The organism is Ideonella flava, from assembly GCF_051857595.1.
GTDB lineage: Bacteria > Pseudomonadota > Gammaproteobacteria > Burkholderiales > Burkholderiaceae_C > Ideonella.
In genome coordinates, this window is record NZ_JBPZHD010000017.1 from 15,622 (window position 1) to 33,637 (window position 18,016).

General features: G+C 68.6%; 16 protein-coding genes and 1 tRNA gene. 14 read left to right on the forward strand and 3 right to left on the reverse strand.

Going from position 1 to position 18,016, the window contains the following annotated elements; genetic code table 11:
* The first annotated feature begins 54 nt into the window (after positions 1 to 54).
* From dsbD to ACS5PM_RS29885, 6 genes are all read left to right on the forward strand, one after another.
* Positions 55 to 2,067, forward strand: a complete 2,013-nt coding sequence (gene dsbD / locus ACS5PM_RS29860; RefSeq protein WP_439391640.1) for a protein-disulfide reductase DsbD — start codon at positions 55 to 57, stop codon at positions 2,065 to 2,067.
* Positions 2,068 to 2,097: 30 nt separating this feature from the next.
* Positions 2,098 to 2,174: transfer RNA gene (locus ACS5PM_RS29865), tRNA-Met, on the forward strand.
* A gap of 206 nt (positions 2,175 to 2,380) precedes the next feature.
* Positions 2,381 to 2,707, forward strand: coding sequence for a preprotein translocase subunit YajC (gene yajC, locus ACS5PM_RS29870; RefSeq protein WP_439391641.1), 327 nt, complete (start codon positions 2,381 to 2,383; stop codon positions 2,705 to 2,707).
* 80 nt (positions 2,708 to 2,787) lie between these two features.
* Positions 2,788 to 4,680, forward strand: a complete 1,893-nt coding sequence (secD, locus tag ACS5PM_RS29875; RefSeq protein WP_439391642.1) for a protein translocase subunit SecD — start codon at positions 2,788 to 2,790, stop codon at positions 4,678 to 4,680.
* A gap of 36 nt (positions 4,681 to 4,716) precedes the next feature.
* Positions 4,717 to 5,757: a protein translocase subunit SecF gene (gene secF / locus ACS5PM_RS29880; protein ID WP_439391643.1), complete on the forward strand. Its 1,041-nt coding sequence runs from the start codon at positions 4,717 to 4,719 to the stop codon at positions 5,755 to 5,757.
* A 40-nt stretch (positions 5,758 to 5,797) separates the two neighbouring features.
* Positions 5,798 to 8,284 (forward strand): DUF1631 family protein, encoded by a 2,487-nt coding sequence (locus tag ACS5PM_RS29885; RefSeq protein WP_439391644.1) that lies wholly within the window; start codon positions 5,798 to 5,800, stop codon positions 8,282 to 8,284.
* Between the two features lie 16 nt (positions 8,285 to 8,300).
* Here the strand turns inward: ACS5PM_RS29885 and ACS5PM_RS29890 are convergent, their stop codons facing one another.
* The 3 genes from ACS5PM_RS29890 to ACS5PM_RS29900 form a co-directional block, all read right to left on the reverse strand.
* Positions 8,301 to 8,780, reverse strand: a complete 480-nt coding sequence (locus ACS5PM_RS29890) for a Smg family protein (protein WP_439391843.1) — start codon at positions 8,778 to 8,780, stop codon at positions 8,301 to 8,303.
* 91 nt (positions 8,781 to 8,871) lie between these two features.
* A complete protein-coding gene (gene dprA / locus ACS5PM_RS29895; protein WP_439391646.1) occupies positions 8,872 to 10,008 on the reverse strand; it encodes a DNA-processing protein DprA in 1,137 nt (378 codons plus the stop codon).
* Positions 10,009 to 10,083: 75 nt separating this feature from the next.
* On the reverse strand, positions 10,084 to 11,244 hold the full coding sequence (locus ACS5PM_RS29900) for a LysM peptidoglycan-binding domain-containing protein (RefSeq protein WP_439391844.1): 1,161 nt from the start codon (positions 11,242 to 11,244) through the stop codon (positions 10,084 to 10,086).
* 279 nt (positions 11,245 to 11,523) lie between these two features.
* Here ACS5PM_RS29900 and def point away from each other — a divergent pair, with 279 nt between their 5' ends.
* From def to ACS5PM_RS29940, 8 genes are all read left to right on the forward strand, one after another.
* Positions 11,524 to 12,039: a peptide deformylase gene (gene def, locus ACS5PM_RS29905; RefSeq protein WP_439391648.1), complete on the forward strand. Its 516-nt coding sequence runs from the start codon at positions 11,524 to 11,526 to the stop codon at positions 12,037 to 12,039.
* 14 nt (positions 12,040 to 12,053) lie between these two features.
* Entirely contained in the window at positions 12,054 to 13,010 is a 957-nt protein-coding gene (gene fmt / locus ACS5PM_RS29910) for a methionyl-tRNA formyltransferase (RefSeq protein ID WP_439391845.1), read from the forward strand.
* Between the two features lie 76 nt (positions 13,011 to 13,086).
* Positions 13,087 to 13,947: a zinc metalloprotease HtpX gene (gene htpX, locus ACS5PM_RS29915; protein WP_439391649.1), complete on the forward strand. Its 861-nt coding sequence runs from the start codon at positions 13,087 to 13,089 to the stop codon at positions 13,945 to 13,947.
* A gap of 74 nt (positions 13,948 to 14,021) precedes the next feature.
* Positions 14,022 to 14,435 carry a hypothetical protein gene (locus tag ACS5PM_RS29920; RefSeq protein ID WP_439391651.1) on the forward strand — a complete coding sequence of 138 codons (414 nt, stop codon included), beginning with the start codon at positions 14,022 to 14,024 and terminating at the stop codon, positions 14,433 to 14,435.
* A gap of 83 nt (positions 14,436 to 14,518) precedes the next feature.
* Positions 14,519 to 15,265: an AzlC family ABC transporter permease gene (locus ACS5PM_RS29925; protein ID WP_439391652.1), complete on the forward strand. Its 747-nt coding sequence runs from the start codon at positions 14,519 to 14,521 to the stop codon at positions 15,263 to 15,265.
* A 19-nt stretch (positions 15,266 to 15,284) separates the two neighbouring features.
* Positions 15,285 to 15,614 carry an AzlD domain-containing protein gene (locus ACS5PM_RS29930; protein ID WP_439391653.1) on the forward strand — a complete coding sequence of 110 codons (330 nt, stop codon included), beginning with the start codon at positions 15,285 to 15,287 and terminating at the stop codon, positions 15,612 to 15,614.
* A gap of 59 nt (positions 15,615 to 15,673) precedes the next feature.
* Complete coding sequence (locus ACS5PM_RS29935; protein ID WP_439391846.1) at positions 15,674 to 16,870, forward strand: phosphoglycerate kinase; 1,197 nt, start codon at positions 15,674 to 15,676, stop codon at positions 16,868 to 16,870.
* A gap of 13 nt (positions 16,871 to 16,883) precedes the next feature.
* Entirely contained in the window at positions 16,884 to 17,993 is a 1,110-nt protein-coding gene (locus tag ACS5PM_RS29940; RefSeq protein ID WP_439391654.1) for a glycoside hydrolase family 5 protein, read from the forward strand.
* Positions 17,994 to 18,016 lie beyond the last annotated feature (23 nt).

Sequence of the window (18,016 nt, forward strand, 5' to 3'; positions counted from 1 at the left end):
TCAGGCAGCCTTGCTGCGCGAGACACCCTGAAAGGGCCAGCGACGCTGGCCCTTTTGTTTTGTGCCTGCAGGGCGCTCACAAGGTGCCTCAGGCAGACCGCGGCGGCACGGAACCACCGGGCGCCGCAGCCTCTCTGTAGAGACGACATGATTCGACCGCTGAATTCGCCTGGCACTCCATTCCGCCTGCTGAGCTGGGTGCTGCTCTGGGCTGCTCTGATGTTTGGCGCCATGTCCGCGGCCCGGGCTGCCGATGACTTCCTCGAACCGGAGGTGGCGTTCCCCCTCGAGGCGAAGGCGGCTGGCCCGAAGGAGATCCTGCTGGCTTTCCGGACCGTTCCGGGCTACTACCTTTACCGCGAGAAGTTTCGCTTCACGGCCGCGCAAGCCACTCTCGGCGATCCCGTGCTGCCCCCTGGGCAGGTGAAGTACGACGAGAACTTCCAGAAGAACGTCGAGACGTACCACGGCCCCTTGGAGATCCGGTTGCCGGTGAGCGCCGCCGCGGCGGGGGGATTCACCGTCGACGTGGTTTCGCAGGGATGTGCTGACGCCGGCCTGTGCTATCCACCGCTGACCCGTCAGGTACGTGTTTCGCTCGCAGGATTCGGCGGGACGGGGCAGGCCACGCTCGTGGCCGCCAACGATGCGCCGTCCGCCACGACGGCCGTGCAGGCATCGCCCGGATTGCTGCAGTCGGCCATCCGGAATGCAACCTCACCTGAAAGCCAGGTGCTCGCGAATTCGCAGCCCGGCACGCCATCGAATGACGGAGACCGGGTCCAGCGCGTGCTCCAGAGCGGCTCCTGGTGGACGGCCGTCGGGGCTTTCTGGTTGATGGGGCTGTTGCTGGCCTTCACGCCCTGCGTGTTGCCCATGCTGCCGATCCTGTCGTCCATCCTGACCGGCGGAGCCGCCGTTTCACGCCGCCGCGGCTTCGCGCTCGCCAGCTCGTATTCGCTTGGCATGGCGTTGGTCTACACGGCCCTGGGGATTGCCGCCGGACTGGCCGGCGAGGGCCTGGCGGCGGCGCTTCAGAAGCCGGCCGTCCTGACGGCCTTCGCCGCCTTGCTCGTGCTGTTCTCGCTGTCGATGTTCGACGTCTACGAACTTCGCCTGCCTTCAGCGCTCTCCACCAGGCTCGATGGCGCCTCGCGCCGCTTGCCCGGCGGCCAGATGGCCGGTGTGTTCCTGATGGGTGGACTGTCGGCGCTCATCGTGAGCCCTTGCGTCACGGCGCCGCTGGCGGGTGCCTTGCTGTTCTTGAGCCAGACCCACGATGTGACCCTGGCCGGCAGTGCGCTGTTCGCCCTGGCCGTGGGGATGAGCACCCCGCTGCTGCTTCTCGGGGCCTCGGCGGGCGCCTGGCTGCCGCGCTCGGGCGCGTGGATGCATGCAGTCAAGCGCTTCTTTGGACTGGTGCTGCTGGGGGTCGCGCTGTGGGTCGTCCAGCCTGTGCTCGCCGTGTCTGTGGGGCTGGCGCTGTGGGGCGGCCTTCTGCTCATGGGCGGCTTCATGCTCAGACCGTTCGACCCGAACCCGCACAGCGGAGCGCCCCGCGTGTGGCTTCAGCGGGCACTGGGCGTGGCGGCTTTGGCCTGGGGTGTGATGCTGCTGGGTGGCGCCGCTTCAGGCGGACGTGATCCGTTGCAGCCGCTGGCCCATCTCGCGCGCCTGGGAGAGTCCGCGCGGGGCGATGCAGGGATGGCGGGACTCGACTTCGTCAAGGTGGCTACCGTGGCCGAGCTCGACGTGCACTTGCAGCGTGCCGACCGCCCGGTGATGCTGGACTTCTATGCCGACTGGTGCGTCTCGTGCAAGGAGATGGAGCGCTTCACGTTCAGCGACCCGGCCATCCGTGCGCGGCTGTCCAAGGCGCTGCTGCTCAAGGCCGACGTCACGGCCAATTCACCGGACGACGTGGCGTTGCTCAAGCGCTTCCATCTTTTCGGCCCGCCGGGGACGATCTTCTTCGCCGCCGGCGGCCAGGAGCTTCCCGGCGTGCGCGTGATTGGCTTCCAGAACGCAGAAAAGTTCAGTGCCACGCTCGATGCGGCTGGCGTTTAGAAAACTCTGTGCTATAGTCCGTCTTTCTGTCGCGGGGTGGAGCAGTCTGGTAGCTCGTTGGGCTCATAACCCAAAGGTCGCAGGTTCAAATCCTGCCCCCGCAACCAGTTTCATGCAGCCCGAGCCGGCTGCGCGTCCAAGCCCTCCCTGCCCCGTGTAGCGAGGGCTTGATCGTTTCTGGGCCTGCCTCCTGTCGGTCGCGGGTTTGTCCCAGGTCTTCGCTGCCCGATCGCCGCTTGATTGGCCGTCAAGGCACCACAACTACAATGCCGCGCCGTCAACCGGCCGCACACTGAAGAGAAGGAAGATTCCTGTGTTCATCTCCAACGCCTACGCCCAGGGCACCACCGCCACCGCCGGTGGCGCGGCCAGCAGCCTGATGCAATTCCTGCCGCTCGTGCTGATGTTCGTGGTGCTGTACTTCATCATGATCCGCCCGCAGATGAAGCGGCAGAAGGAGCACAAGGCCATGATCGACGCGCTCGCCAAGGGCGACGAGGTGGTCATCGGTGGGGGCGTGATCGGACGCGTGGCCAAGATCGGCGACAGCGTGCTGCACGTCGAGGTTGCCAAGGACGTCGAGGTCCAGGTCCAGCGCTCGTCCGTGGTCCAGGTGCTGCCCAAGGGCACCTACAAGTAAGCCCGACCAGCGGCGGCGCCTGCGCCTGCCGCCTCGCGCGCACCCGCGGGTCATCCCCGGCCCCGGCAAGAAAGCTCGACATGAATCGATACCCCTTGTGGAAGTACCTGCTGCTGGCCTTCGCGCTGGTGGTGGGCCTGGTCTATACGCTGCCCAACTTCTTCGGCGAGGCGCCGGCGGTGCAGGTCTCCAGCGGCAAGGCGACGCTCAAGGTGGATGCTTCGCTGGCCGGGCGGGTCGAGCAGGCGCTGCAAGCCGCCGGGATCAAGCCTGATTTCGTGCAGTTCGAGGGCAACTCCGTCAAGGCGCGCCTGGCCGACACGGACACCCAGCTCAAGGCCAAGGACGCGCTCAACAAGGCCTTCAACACCGATCCGAGCGATCCTTCCTACATCGTCGCGCTGAACCTGGTGTCCCGCTCGCCGCATTGGCTGGCCCGACTGCACGCCTTGCCGATGTACCTTGGACTGGACCTGCGAGGCGGCGTGCACTTCCTGATGCAGGTCGACATGAAGGCGGCGCTCACCAAGAAGGCCGAGTCGGTCGCCGGGGACATCCGCAGCACGCTGCGAGACAAGAACATCCGGCACGCGGGGATCAACCGCGAGGGCAATGTCGTCGAAGTCCGCTTCCGCGATGCAGAAACCCGCGCCGCGGCGCTGCCCGTGCTCAACGACAGTCAACCGGACATTGTCTGGGCGGATGGCAATGCCTCGAATGGCGACCTGCTGCTCAGCGGCTCGCTCAAGCCCGAGGCGGTGCGCCGCGTCCAGGATGCCGCGCTCAAGCAGAACATCACCACGCTTCACAACCGCGTCAACGAGCTCGGCGTGGCCGAGCCGGTGATCCAGCAACAAGGCGCAGACCGGGTCGTGGTGCAGCTGCCAGGGGTGCAGGACACGGCCAAGGCGAAGGACATCATCGGCCGCACAGCGACTCTCGAGCTGCGCATGGTCGACGATTCGGTCGAGGCAGCTGCCGCCGCAGCAGGTGGAGGGCCGGTGCCCTACGGCACGGAGCGCTATGTCGAGCGTGGCGGCGGTCCGCTGATGGTCAAGCGCCAGGTGATCATCACCGGCGACAGCCTGAGCGACGCCCAGCCGGGCTTCGACGACCACCAGCAACCGGCAGTGCACCTGACGGTCGATGCCAAGGGCGCGCGGATCATGCGCGATGTTTCTCGCGAGAACATCGGCAAGCGCATGGCCATCCTGCTGTTCGAAAAGGGCAAGGGCGAGGTGGTGACGGCGCCGGTGATCCGTGGTGAGCTGGGTGCGCGCTTCCAGATCTCGGGTCGCATGACCACCCAGGAAGCCAACGACACGGCCCTGCTGCTGCGCGCCGGCTCGCTGGCCGCGCCCATGGAGATCATCGAAGAGCGCACCATAGGCCCGAGCCTGGGCGCGGACAACATCGCCAAGGGCTTCGCCAGCGTGACCTACGGCTTCGCCGCGATCGCCGTCTTCATGTGCCTGTACTACCTGCTGTTCGGCATGTTCTCGACGCTCGCGCTCGCCTTCAACCTGCTGATGCTGATCGCGGTGCTGTCGATGCTGCAGGCCACCCTGTCGCTGCCGGGCATCGCCGCCATCGCGCTGGCGCTCGGCATGGCCATCGACTCGAACGTGCTGATCAACGAGCGGGTGCGAGAGGAGTTGCGCGGCGGCGCCTCTGCCCAGGCGGCCATTTCCGCGGGCTACGAACGCGCCTGGGCGACCATCCTGGACTCGAACATCACCACGCTCATCGCGGGCCTGGCGTTGCTGGCATTCGGCTCCGGCCCCGTGCGCGGCTTCGCGGTCGTGCACTGCCTCGGCATCCTCACGTCGATGTTCTCTGCCGTGATGTTCTCGCGCGGGCTCGTCAACCTCTGGTATGGCCGCCAGAAGAAGCTCAAGGCGGTCTCGATCGGCCAGGTGTGGCGCCCGGATGGCGCGCCGGCACCTGCCGGCGAAGCCGCCGACAAGGCCTGAACGGCGCGCGACGAGAAGCTCTCACAAGGGTCCACCATGGAATTCTTTCGTATCCGGCGCGACATCCCGTTCATGCGGCACGCGCTGGTGTTCAACATCGTCTCTGCCGTCACCTTCCTCGCCGCGGTGTTCTTCCTCGCCACGCGGGGCCTGCACTTCTCGATCGAGTTCACCGGCGGCACGGTTTCGGAGATCCACTACGCGCAGACCGCCAACCTTGCCCATGTGCGCGAAGCCGTCGACAAGCTCGGCTTCGGCGAGGTGCAGGTGCAGAACTTCGGCACCTCGCAGGACGTGATGATCCGCGTGCCGGTGCGCTCGGACGTGAAGCAGGCGGAAGTGGCCCAGCGCGTCTTCGATGCACTCTGCGCAGCCGAACAGGGCCAGGTCGCAACCAAGGCCGTGACCACGCCCAAGGGCGAGTCGATCACCCGGCCATCCTGTACCAAGGCCGACGGCAGCGAGCCGTTCGAGCTGGCCCGAACCGAATTCGTCGGACCCTCTGTCGGCGCCGAGCTGGCCCAGGACGGCGCCAAGGCCCTGGCCTGCGTGGTGATCGGCATCATGATCTACCTGGCGATCCGCTTCGAGTGGAAGTTCTCGGTCGCCGCCATCATCGCGAACCTGCACGACGTGGTGATCATCCTGGGCTTCTTTGCCTTCTTCCAGTGGGAGTTCTCGCTCTCGGTGCTGGCGGCTGTGCTGGCGGTCCTGGGGTACTCGGTGAACGAATCGGTGGTGATCTTCGACCGGATCCGCGAGGCCTTCCGCAGGTACCGCAAGATGACGACCCACGAGGTGATCGACCACGCGATCACCTCGACGATGAGCCGCACCATCATCACCCACGGCTGCACGCAGATGATGGTGCTGTCGATGCTGATCTTCGGCGGCCCGACGTTGCACTACTTCGCGGTCGCGCTCACCATCGGCATCCTGTTCGGCATCTACTCTTCGGTCTTCGTCGCCGCGGCCATCGCGATGTGGCTGGGTGTGAAGCGCGAAGACCTGATCAAGTCCGGCCCGGCCAAGGAAGGCGGCGATCCGAACGATCCGAACGCCGGAGCGGTGGTGTAGAGTCAAAGCTCACTACTGACCCGCCTGTCCCGCCGCCCACATGCCTTCATCTTCGGCCCAGACGAGTCTCCTCGACCAAGCGCGACTGTATTTCGCTGAACGTCTGGTGAAGGAATTCCAGCCCTGGCTGGACGCTGCGATGGCAGGGGCCCAGGCGCTGAACGAGAAGACAGCGGAGCGCACCGTCGCCCAGGCCAGGCGCGACATGCTGCAGGACGTGATGCGCAACGGCAGCCAGTGGCCGCGCAGGCTGGCCGAGCGGGTTCAGAAGCAGGTGGCCTCGGGCAGTGCAGTGCAGGCCTCGGCGGCTGCGAACGGGCCGGCCACGCTGAGCGGTGCGCTCGATCTGAAGCTGGTCGACGATGACGAGATCCAGCGGGAGATCCTGATCTCGCGCCTTGCCCAGAGCATGCTCGACAAGGGCATCTGGGAGTTCAACGCCCTGCGCGCAAGACTCACCTCGCTGTCCCAACTGCCTGATCTTGAAGCGGGCGACCTGTTCCGCCCGCCGGTCCTGGCCGAATGCGTGATAGACGCCTGGACGCAGGCCGGCCTCGCACTTGAAAGCTGGCGCGGACTTGAAGAGTACCTGGTCAAGGCCTGCTCCAAGCCGATGGAGGCGGTCTGGCAGGAGACCAACAAGTGGCTGGTCGAGCGCGGCGTGTTGCCCGAGGTCGACTTGCGCGGCGCGATCCGCCGCTCCGATGGCAGTTCCACATCGCCCGGCGGACTGACGCCTGAGCCGGATCCCGCCGCCACCCGCGGCGGCGGAGCGAGCACCCGCTTTGGCGACACCTCGGTGGCCTCCGCGCCCATGCCGACGGCGACCGGACGGTCCAGCGTCTATGGACCCACGGGGCACGGTGGCATGGGCGGTGGGCCGACCCGGCCCGCTGGAGCGGGAGCGGCTGGTCCGGCAGCGGGCAACGATCCGTTTGGTGGGGGGCCCCGTCCGCCGCAGAGCATCCTGCACGGCCACAGCATCGAAGACGAGACCCGCATGATGACCCGTCCGGCGGCCGGCGCTTCGGCGCGCGCGGACGTCGTGCTGGAGCATTTCTCCGAGGTGATGGAGCGCCATCTGCCCGGCTTCCGCGACACCGCTCACGCGCGTCCCGCGTCGGCACGGCTGTCGGAGGCGATGGCCAAGGCGCAGCAGCGCCTGGTGGAGCAGGCCGGCGGACCGGCCGGCGACGGAGCCATAGCAGGGGGCGCGGCTGCCGGTGTCGGTCCGGCGCCGGAGATCCTCCTGCAGGAGCTGCGCGATCGACAGGCGGCGCTGAAGGCGGCAGCCAGCACGCCGGCCGAGCGGGCCACCGTGGAACTGGTGGCGCTGCTCTTCCAGGCCATCCTCACCGAGGAGCGAATCCCTGCCCAGCTGCGGGTGTGGTTCGCTCGCCTGCAGATGCCGACCCTGCGGGTGGCCATCGCCGAGCCCGACTTCTTCTCCACTGCCGACCACCCGGCCCGCCGGCTGATCGACCGGATGGGAGCCTGCGTCATGGGCTTCGAGGGCGGGGCCGAGGTCCTGGGCACGCCGCTGGAGACGGAAATCAAGCGCGTGGTCCAGGTGGTGGAGGCCTTTCCCGACACCGGGCGACGTGTCTTTCAGACCGTGCTCAACGAGTTCGAGAAGTTCCTCGAGGGCTATTTCCGCGAGCAGAACGAGAAAAGCCGCGCCGGTGTTTCGCTGGCCCAGCAGGTGGAGCAGCGGGAAACGCTGGCCATCCAGTACACCATCGAGCTGCGCAAGCTGCTGGGCAACGTCCCGGTGCACGAAGGCATCCGCGAGTTCATGTTCCACGTGTGGGCCGACGTGCTGGCCACGGCCGCGGTGCGCCACGGGCCGCAGAGCGACCAGGTCAAGACCGTCCGCGCAGCCGCCAGCGAGTTGCTGTGGACGGCCAGCGCCAAGACCAATCGCGAGGACAGGGCCGAGGTGATCCGCCGCGTGCCGCCGCTGCTCACGACCCTGCGACAGGGCATGGCTTCCGTCGGCCTGGCCGCGGAGAAGCAGGACAAGGCGATCAAGTCGCTCAACTTGGCGCTCACGGCTGCCTTCAGTGCACGCGCCACCGCGATCACGGCCCAGCAACTGGACGACCTCAAGCAGCGGCTGGAGATGATCGAGGAGCTGCTGCCGGAAGAAGACGTCGAGATCGACGAGAGCTGGGTCCTCGACAGCAGCAGCCACCAGCACGAGGGCCTCGAGATCGTGGCCGACGGCGGATCCATGCCGAGCCCCGCCATGCTGGAATGGGCGGCTGAACTGCAGTTGGGGGCCGCCTTCACCCTGGACCTTCGCGGGCGGCAGTTCTCGGTGCGCCTGGTCTGGCAGGGGATGAGCCGGCAGCTTTCGCTGTTCTCGGCGGCCGACGGGCGCTGCGTGTTGTTTCAGAAGGCCCGACTGGCGGCCTTTCTGCAGGCCGGTTTGCTGGTGCCTTTGCAGGACGAGTCCCTGACCGTCGCCGCCACCCGCAGCGCCATCGAGAAGATCAAGGCCGATCCGGCACGGCTGCTCGCCTGACCGCGGCGCGATCCGCTCAGTGAATCAGCCGGTCTTCCGGTGCGACGAAGAGCTCGTCCAGGATGAGCGCGTCCGGCTCCGCGCCTAGGCTCCAGAAGACCATCAGGACGATGATCTTCAGGTCGTCCAGCGGGAGCGGGCCCGCGCCGACCGCCGCGGCTCGATCGATCACCATCTCGCGCAGCGGCGCGGTGAGCACCCCGGCGGATTCGAGGAAGCTGATGAAGCCGATCGACTCTTCGCCGAGCAACTCCTGCTCTTCGGGCAAGTAGATGCGGACGGCCGAGGCCGACTGCGCCAGCGGCGCCGCCGGCGCGCCCGCCTCGGCGCTCAGTTCGTCGGTGCGCAGTGCCAGGCCATCAAGCCAGTGCAGCGCCTCCTGGATCTCGTCCGATTCGAAGCCGACCGCCGAGAGCTTGCGCGTGAGCTGCTCATGGTCGGGGCACGCGTCGGGCCGCCAGTAGTTTTCGTACAGGTAGACCAGCACGTCGAACATGATGGGCTGACTATACCCGAGCGCCTTTGCCCGGGTCGGGAGCATTTGGCGGCCTTGGGGCCCAGTTCGATGCCGTCTGGCCGGGCTCGGCTCAAGCGGCCGCACGGCGCTGGAACAGGCCGCCGGGCAGCCGCGCGATGCGCCCGTCGAGCTCCAGTTCGAGCAGTCGGGCCTGCAGTTCAGCGACGGGCCAGCCGGTCCGGTCCGACAGGGAGTCCGTCGTCACTGGATCGTGACCCATGGCGGCCAGCACCGGATCCTCGCGCCCCGTCGGGGCGCCAGCGGAAGGCGCCGGCGCTGGCGCCGCGGGCCAGCGCAGCTCGTGCAGGATGTCATCCGCGGTCTCGACGAGCTTCGCGCCCTCCTTGATCAGGCGATGGCAGCCGCGCGATTGCGGGCTGTGGATGGATCCGGGGATGGCGAACACATCGCGGCCGCATTCGACGGCCAACCGCGCCGTGATCAGCGAGCCGGATTGCACGGCGGCCTCGACCACCAGCGTGCCCATCGACATCCCCGCGATGATGCGGTTGCGGCGCGGGAAGTGCTCCTTCAGCGACTCGGCGCCGAGCATGAACTCGCTCAGCTGCAAGCCGGCGCCATCGACCAGGCGGTGCGCCAGCGCATGGTGGCGCTTGGGGTAGACCCGATCCAGGCCGGTACCGACCACGGCGATGGTGCCCCCCGTGCCCCCCGCGGCGGCGCCCTCCAGCGCGCCCTCATGGGCCGCGCCGTCGATGCCCAGGGCCAGCCCCGAGACGATCACCAGGCCGGCTTGCGCGAGATGGGCCGCAAAGGCCCGGGCATTGTCCAGCCCGGCTGGGGTGGCGTGGCGGCTGCCCACGATGGCCAGCGACGGGCGCTCCAGCAGGGACAGCCGGCCGTGGCCATAAAGCAGCAGCGGCGGGTCGGCCGTCTGCAGAAGGGCGGTGGGGTAGGTGGGATCGCCCAGCGTGACGACATGGCGACAGGTGGGGTCCTCCGCCAACCACGCCCGGGTGCGCGCGAAGGTCTCGTCCGGGTTGAGGGCGGGATTCAACAGCGCCTGGCTCGCGGCCAGGCCCGCGACCTCCCGCCAGGCACCGGGACCAGCTCCGATGGCCGCTTCGGGAGAGCCGAACGCGGCCAGCAGGCGGCGTGCTGCGCCGGGAGACAGGCCCGGCGAGTGCACCAGGCCCAGCCAGGCGAACAGCTCGTCGTCAGACAAGGGATGGGCGGCAGTGGGCATGCGGCAATCGAGGGTGGCAGCCGTCCCCCGCAACGGTGGCTCGCGGGCCCCGCGCCAGCCGGCGCGGGACGACCCTTACGGCTCGGTGAACAGATCGCCGGCGGAGACCGGGTCCTTCACCTGCAGGATCAGCGCATAGGACACGCGCTCGAACACCCGGAAGACGAACAGGAGGCCGTGACGTTCGTCCGGCAGGCGGATCATCGGCTTGGCCGCGTCGGTGGTGTCGACCCGCTGCGTCCCGGCGCGCCACAGCGCCAGCACGTGGCCGCGCTCAACGCCGTCGCGGGCGCCCCGGTTGATCGAGACGATCTGGTTCTGGCCGGCGTTGAGCCCGTCGCCGTAGACGGAGATGATGCGCCCGGACATCGGGCCGCCCGGCGAGTGCGGCGCGAAGGCCTCGACATCACGGGCGGGCGCCGGCGACAGGCGGTCGCCTATGTTGGCTTCCTCGCGCAGGTTGGTGATGGTGATCGTGGCCGGCACGATCTCGCTCTTGCCGTCCGGCAGGGCGCGGATCTCGCCGGGACGTGTGTACTCGGCGGTGCCGACGAAGTGCGCCTCGAAGCCGAGCAGCTCGTTGGTGGTCGGGTCGATCAGCGGCTTGGGCTCACGGAAGAGCTGCCAGTTGCGGGCCGCCGAAAGATCGCCGCGCACGTAGGCGTTCTCGCCCTTCGAGACCAGGACCCGCCCCTCTTGCGTGGCCACCACGCGGGGTGCCGTCTCCAGGGTGTTGGAGTCGAGCACGATGGCGTCGTTGAGGAACGGGCCGATGAGGTGCATGGGCACCGAGGCGATGGCGTCGTCGGGCAGCGGCTCGGCCCGCACGCGTGGTGACAGCTTGCCGTCCTGGGTCTCGACCGGCTTGCCCAGGCGCAGGCGCGCGCGGTCACCCGTCTTGTCCAGATAGAGGACCTGCCCAGGATAGATCAGGTGCGGATTGCGGATCTGGTCGAGGTTCATGCCCCAGAGCTCGGGCCAGCGCCACGGGGTCTTGAGGAAGATCTTCGAGATGTCCCACAGGGTGTCGCCGCGCTTGACGGTGTAGCTGTCAGGGGCGTTGGGGGCCAGCTCGGACAGTGGCACGCCGGCTTCAGCCACCTGCTGGGCCGTGGAGCGCTGGCCCGGCGTGACCGGCCACGTCGCGGCGCCGGCCGATACGGCCGCGAAACCCAGACTGAAGGCCACGACCCAAGAGGAACGACGCAAGAGGGGCTGGCGGACAGTTCGGCTCATCATGAATGGACACTCCCGGGCGACGAGCCGGAAATCTGGGGCGATGCAACAATTCCGGCCGGGCGCTGGGGCAGCCACCCTTCGGTCACCGCCTAACCAGTTCGCTCAGCCGAGCGAAAACTTGAGAAAGCTCGGCAAATTCTGCCTCTAAATCCTTGATACCGTAAACAAACTTGGCCGCGTGTCGCAACCCTTTGTCACGACAAACGGCACTATTTGTGGTGTCGCGTTGACAAACCGGGGCAAGCCCCGAGCTGAATTCCGATCCTCATTCTTCCCATGGCCCTGCTTCCCATCCTGCGCTACCCCGACCCGCGCCTGCACACCGTCGCCACCGCCGTGGCCGAGGTCGACGAACAGGTTCGGCAGCTCGTCGACGACATGCTGCAGACCATGTACGAGTCCGATGGCGTCGGCCTGGCGGCCACGCAAGTGGACGTTCACCGACGCGTGATCGTGATGGACACCTCCGAGCAGCGCGATCAGCCGCGGGTGCTGATCAACCCGGAACTGGTGAAGATCAGCGACGAGATGATGGTGGGCGAAGAGGGCTGCCTGTCCGTGCCGACCATCTACGACGCCGTGCCCCGCCACGCCCGGGTGACGGTGCGGGCGCTCGGCCGTGACGGACAGCCCTATGAATTCGACGCCGAGGGCCTGACGGCGGTCTGCGTCCAGCACGAGATGGATCACCTTCTCGGCAAGGTCTTCGTCGAATACCTCAGCCCGCTCAAGCGCGAGCGCATCAAGACCAAGATGCTGAAGAAGGCGCGCGAAGAGCAGAAGGCGCGATGAGCGAAGAACGGCCGATGCGCGTCGCCTTCGCGGGCACGCCTGATTTCGCGGCGGCCGCCCTGGCTGCCATCCATGCCGCGGGCCATACGATCCCGATCGTCCTCACCCAGCCGGATCGGCCGGCCGGGCGAGGCATGAAACTCACCCCGTCCCCGGTCAAGAAGTTTGCGCTGGCTCACGGGCTAGACGTCGCGCAGCCTCAGGGGCTGAAGCTGGACGGCAAGTACGCCACGGATGCCCCTGCGGCGCGGGCGCAGCTCGAGGCCGCAGCGCCCGACGTGATGGTGGTGGCCGCCTATGGGCTCATCCTGCCGCGCTGGGTGCTGGAACTGCCGCGCCTGGGCTGCCTGAACATCCATGCGTCGCTGCTGCCGCGCTGGCGCGGCGCCGCCCCGATCCATCGCGCGATCGAGGCCGGCGACGCCGAATCCGGCATCACCATCATGCAGATGGACGAAGGGCTCGACACGGGCGCCATGCTGGCCCTCGAGCGCGAGGCCATCCGGCCGGACGACACCACGGGCCGTCTGCACGACCGACTGGCCGCGCTCGGCGCCCGGATGATCGTGCAGGCGCTGGCCGACGCGGATGCGGGCCGACTGGTGGCCACGGCCCAGCCGCCGCAGGGCGTGACCTACGCCCACAAGATCGACAAGGCCGAAGCGGCGATCGACTGGAGCCTGCCGGCGGCGACCATCGAACGCCGGGTGCGCGCCTTCAACCCTTTCCCCGGCGCCAGCTTCGAATCCGGCGGCGAGACGATCAAGGTCTGGCAGGCCTCGCTACGTCCTGATCTCGTGGGGCCGGCGGGGCGGGTGCTGCAAGCCGACGGCCAGGCCCTGGTGGTCGCCTGCGCGGACGGCGGCCTCTCGTTGCTGGAGCTCCAGAGACCCGGGGGCAAGCGCCTGCCGGCGACGGCCTTCATGCAGGCGCGGCCCGGGCTGGAAGGCTGCGACCTGCAGCCCCATTGAACTCCCGACCCGCCGCCCGCATCTGACCCAGTAACGTGACTGATGCGCGCCAACGCGGGCGCGAGGAATGCCATCCATGTTCAATCTGCTGAAGACCGCCGTCCTGATGGCGGCCATCACCGCCCTGTTCATGACCATCGGCCGGCTGATCGGCGGGCACCAGGGCATGGTGTTCGCGCTGGTGCTGGCACTGGGCATGAATTTCTTCAGCTACTGGTTCTCGGACAAGCTGGTGCTGCGCATGTACAACGCGCAGGAGGTCGACGCCCAGAGCGCGCCCCAGTTCTACCGGATGATCCAGGAGCTGGCACAGCGCGCCGAGCTCCCTATGCCGCGCGTCTACCTCATCGAGGAGAACGCGCCCAACGCGTTCGCCACCGGCCGCAATCCGGCCCACGCCGCCGTGGCGGCCACCACGGGCATCCTGCGCGTGCTCAGCGAGCGCGAGCTGCGCGGCGTGATGGCGCACGAGCTGGCGCACGTGAAGCACCGCGACATCCTCATCTCGACCATCAGCGCGACCATGGCCGGCGCCATCTCGATGCTGGCCAACTTCGCGATGATCTTCGGCGGCCGGGATGACGAAGGTCGCCCGGTCAACCCGATCGTGTCCATCCTGGTGATGATCCTGGCCCCGCTGGCGGCCAGCCTGATCCAGATGGCCATCAGCCGGGCCCGCGAATTCGAGGCCGACCGTGGCGGCGCCGAGATCTCGGGCGATCCGCAGGCGCTCGCCTCGGCCCTGCAGAAGATCCACCGCGTGGCGCAGGGCGTGCCGCTGGAGACCACCGAGCGCCACCCCGAGACGGCCCAGATGATGATCATGAACCCGCTGTCCGGACGCGGCATCGCGGGCCTGTTCTCGACCCACCCGAGCACCGAAGAGCGCGTGGAACGCCTGCTGGACATGGCGCGGGCGGGCGCTGCCAGGGCCTGAAGGGGCGCGCTCAAGTCCGCCAGGCGGCGGCCGATAAGACAGGCAGTCCCACGTCCGACGAAAGCCTGCCCGCCATGCGCCGCCCGCCTCCTGCCCTCGTAGCCATCCTGGCCGGCATGCTGCTGGCCGGCTGCGACCTGCTGGGCATCGAGGGCGCCAGCGCGGTGGCCGAACGCCGGGCGGCCGAGGGCAAGGCCATCGGTGCGGCGTGCCGCAACGCGGCCCGCGCGATCGAGGACTGCTACACCCTGAACAGGAAGGCCGACAAGGCCGCCATCTACGCCGGCTGGCGCGAGATGGACGACTACATGCGCGAGAACAAGCTCGAGCCGGTGCCGCCGCAGCTGACGCCGGAGGTCGCGCGCAGCAGCGCCAAGAGCGAAGAAGAAGCCGGCGACGAGGGGGGCAAGTCGGACCGCAAGGCCGCTGCGAGCGCCGACGTCAAGGAAGCGCGCGCCGGCAGCAAGAAGGCGACGAGCACCCACTGACCGGGTCATGCCCTGCAAGGGTGCAGATCCCGCCGGCAACTGTGCAGGCGGGATGGGTGAAAACCCTAGGCGACAATCGCGGGATGCCCGATCCCGCCTCCAGCGCCCCCGTTTGGCGCCACCCCGCGTTCCGCGACGGTGCGCGTGAGATGACTGGCATCGCGCTGGGCCTCGGGGCCTGGGGCCTGGTGACCGGGGTGGCGATGGTGAAGACCGGCCTGGGCATCCCGCTGTCCGTGCTGATGTCCCTGATCGTCTTTGCCGGCAGTGCACAACTCGCCTCGCTCCCGCTGATAGTCTCCGGCGCGCCGATCTGGGTCGTGTGGGCCACGGCCGCCTGCGTGAATCTGCGCTTCGTCATCTTCAGCGCGAGCTGGCGACCCTATCTTGCCGAGCTGTCGCTGCGCCAGCGGATGATGTACGGCTATTTCACCGCCGACCTGAACTACGTGATGTTCATGCGGCGCTACCCCGAGCCGAGGCCGCACCCCGACCAGGGCCCGTACTTCTGGGGCGGCGTGAGCGTCAACTGGGTCACCTGGCAATTGATGTCGATGCTGGGCATCGCCCTGGCCGACCGGATCCCCACCGAATGGGGCCTGGGCTTCGCCGGCACGCTCGCCTTGCTCGGACTGACGGGTTCGCTGCTTTCCGACCGCGCCACGTGGATCGCCGCCGCGGTGGCGGGTTGTGCCGCCGTCGCGGCCTTCGCGCTGCCGTTCAAGCTCAACATCGTCGTCGCCATCGCGGCGGCCGTCGCCATCGGCATCCTGATGGACCACTTCTCGCCGGCTCCCGCGCCTGCGGTCAAGCTGGAGAAGCAGCCATGAGCAGGGCCAAGGGGGCCGCATGAACGGCTGGGAGGCGGTCATCGCGATCCTCGGCCTGGGCGTGATCACGCTGGTGACGCGTTCGTTCTTCCTGCTGCCCGAGCGCGAGGTCTCCATCCCCGCCTGGCTGCGCGAGGCCTTGCGATACGCGCCCCTGGCCGCGCTGGTGGCGGTGGTGGTGCCCGAGGTCATCATGAGCCAGGGGCACCTCATCGGGACATGGCAGGATGCGCGCCTGTACGCAGCCGCCGCCGGCGGTCTGTGGTACTGGTGGCGCCGTGGCATCCTCGGCACCATCGTCTGCGGCACCGCGGTGCTGCTGGCCCTGCGCTTCGGTCTGGGCTGGTAGGGCTCCCGCGGTGGCGCACGCCAGCCGGATCCCCTCCCTCTCACGAAGACACGACCATGATGAAAGTGTTCCGCTTCTCCGACCTCATTGCCCAGGGCCAAGTGCAAGGCAAGCGCGTGTTCATCCGCGCCGACCTGAACGTGCCGCAGGACGATGACGGCCGCATCACCGAGGACACCCGCATCCGCGCCTCGGTGCCCTGCATCCGGATGGCGCTCGATGCCGGCGCGGCGGTGATGGTCACCAGTCACCTCGGCCGGCCGACGGAAGGCGAGTTCAAGCCCGAGGATTCGCTCGCCCCCGTGGCTGCCCGCCTGGCCGAGCTGCTGGGCCGCGAAGTGCCGCTGGTCGCGAACTGGGTCGATGGCGTCAGCGTGGCGCCGGGGCAGCTGGTGATGCTCGAGAACTGCCGCTTGAACAAGGGCGAGAAGAAGAACAACGAGGAGTTGGCAAAGAAGATGGCCCGGCTGTGCGACATCTTCGTCCACGACGCTTTCGGCACCGCGCACCGCGCCGAGGCCTCCACCTACGGCATCGCCCAGTTCGCCCCCGTGGCCTGCGCCGGCCCGCTGCTGGCCGCCGAGATCGATGCCATCGGCAAGGCCCTGGCCGATCCCAAGCGGCCGCTGGTGGCGATCGTCGCCGGCTCCAAGGTGTCGACCAAGCTCACCATCCTGCAAAGCCTGGCGAAGAACGTCGATGGCCTGGTCGTCGGCGGCGGCATCGCCAACACCTTCATGCTGGCCGCCGGGCTCCCGATCGGCAAGAGCCTGGCCGAGCGGGACCTGCTGGGCGAGGCCACGGCCGTGATCGAGGCGATGAAGGCGCGCGGCGCCGAGGTCCCCATCCCCGAGGACGTGGTGGTCGCCAAGGCCTTTTCCGCCGACGCGCCGGCCACGGTGAAGGCCGCGGCCGACGTGGCAGAAGACGACCTCATCCTCGACATCGGCCCGAAGACCGCGGCTCGCCTGGCCGACAAGCTCAAGGCCGCCGGCACCATCGTCTGGAACGGCCCGGTCGGCGTGTTCGAGTTCGATGCCTTTGCCAAGGGCACCGAGGCCATCGCCCGTGCCGTAGCCGACAGCCCGGCCTTCAGCATTGCCGGCGGTGGCGACACGCTCGCTGCGATCGCCAAGTACGGCATCGAGAAGGACGTGGGCTACATCTCCACCGGCGGCGGAGCCTTCCTCGAGGTGCTCGAAGGCAAGACACTGCCGGCCTTCGAAATCCTGGCGAAGCGCGCTGCTGAAGCCTGAACCGCTGGCGCTGATGGCGCCGCGCCGGATCATCGGGCTGTTGCTGGCCTGTGCGCTGGCCACGAGCGGGTGGGCCGCCGAGCCCGCGGCCGGCGTGATCGGCGTCCAGGCCGGCAGCACGCAGCTGCTGCGCGACTGCAAGCCCTGGGTGCCGAGGGGCCTGTCGTTCTTCGGCCGCCTGGTGCCCCGCTCGCGCGAGGCCGATCCGAGCACCGCCGCTGCGCGGGAGCGTTTCGATGCCGAGGCGCTGCCCTTGGCCCAGGCCCTGGGCGCCGACGTGATCCGGCTGCAGATCGGCCAGCCTTTCCTCGACCCGCAGTCGCCCGAGCACGATCCCGCCTACCTGGGCGAAGTGAAGGACGCCGTGGCCGCGGCGCGGCGCGGGGGCTACAGCGTCATCCTCTCGCTCCAGTGGGAAGGGCGGACCGGCGTGAAGCCGGTGGAGATGTTGCCGAAGTCCTCTGCGCTGCGGGCTTGGGTGGCGGCGGCGCCGGTCTTCAGCGGTGACCTGGGCATCGCTTTCGAACTTTTCAACGAACCGGCCAGTCCACCCGAACCTGGCCCCGGCATGTGGGAGGCCTGGCGCGCCGGCCACCAGGCCCTGATCGACGCGCTGCGCCGCCAAGGGGTGCGCAACCTCCTGATCGTCGATGGCCTTCGGGGGGCGGCCCGCCTGGACGGCGCCCCTGTGCTGGTCGATCCGCTGGGTCAACTGGCCTACGCCGTCCACCCGTACTTCGGGCAGGAGGACAACTCACCCGCCGGCTGGGACCAACGCTTCGGCCGCTTCGCTGCCAGCCACCCGGTGATCGTGACCGAATGGGGCCATGCGGCGCGCCAGTGCGAGCGCGGCGGGCCGGACCGGGTCGAAACGCTGCTGGATTACCTCGCCGAACGACGCATCGGCGTGATCGTCTATGGGGCGGACGAGCGCCACAGCCGGCTGTCCAGCGGCGCGCCGACGCAGCCGGCCTGGTCGAGCTACCGCAATCGCCCCTGCACCGGCGGTGCGGCCGGCCCGGGCGAACTGCTCAAGAGCTGGTTCGATCGCCAGGCCGAGCAAGCCGTGAAGGCGGCGGCCGTTTCGCCTGCCGCGTGCGCACGGCCGCAGCCGGCACGCTGACCGCCAAGGCGCCGGCACGCCCT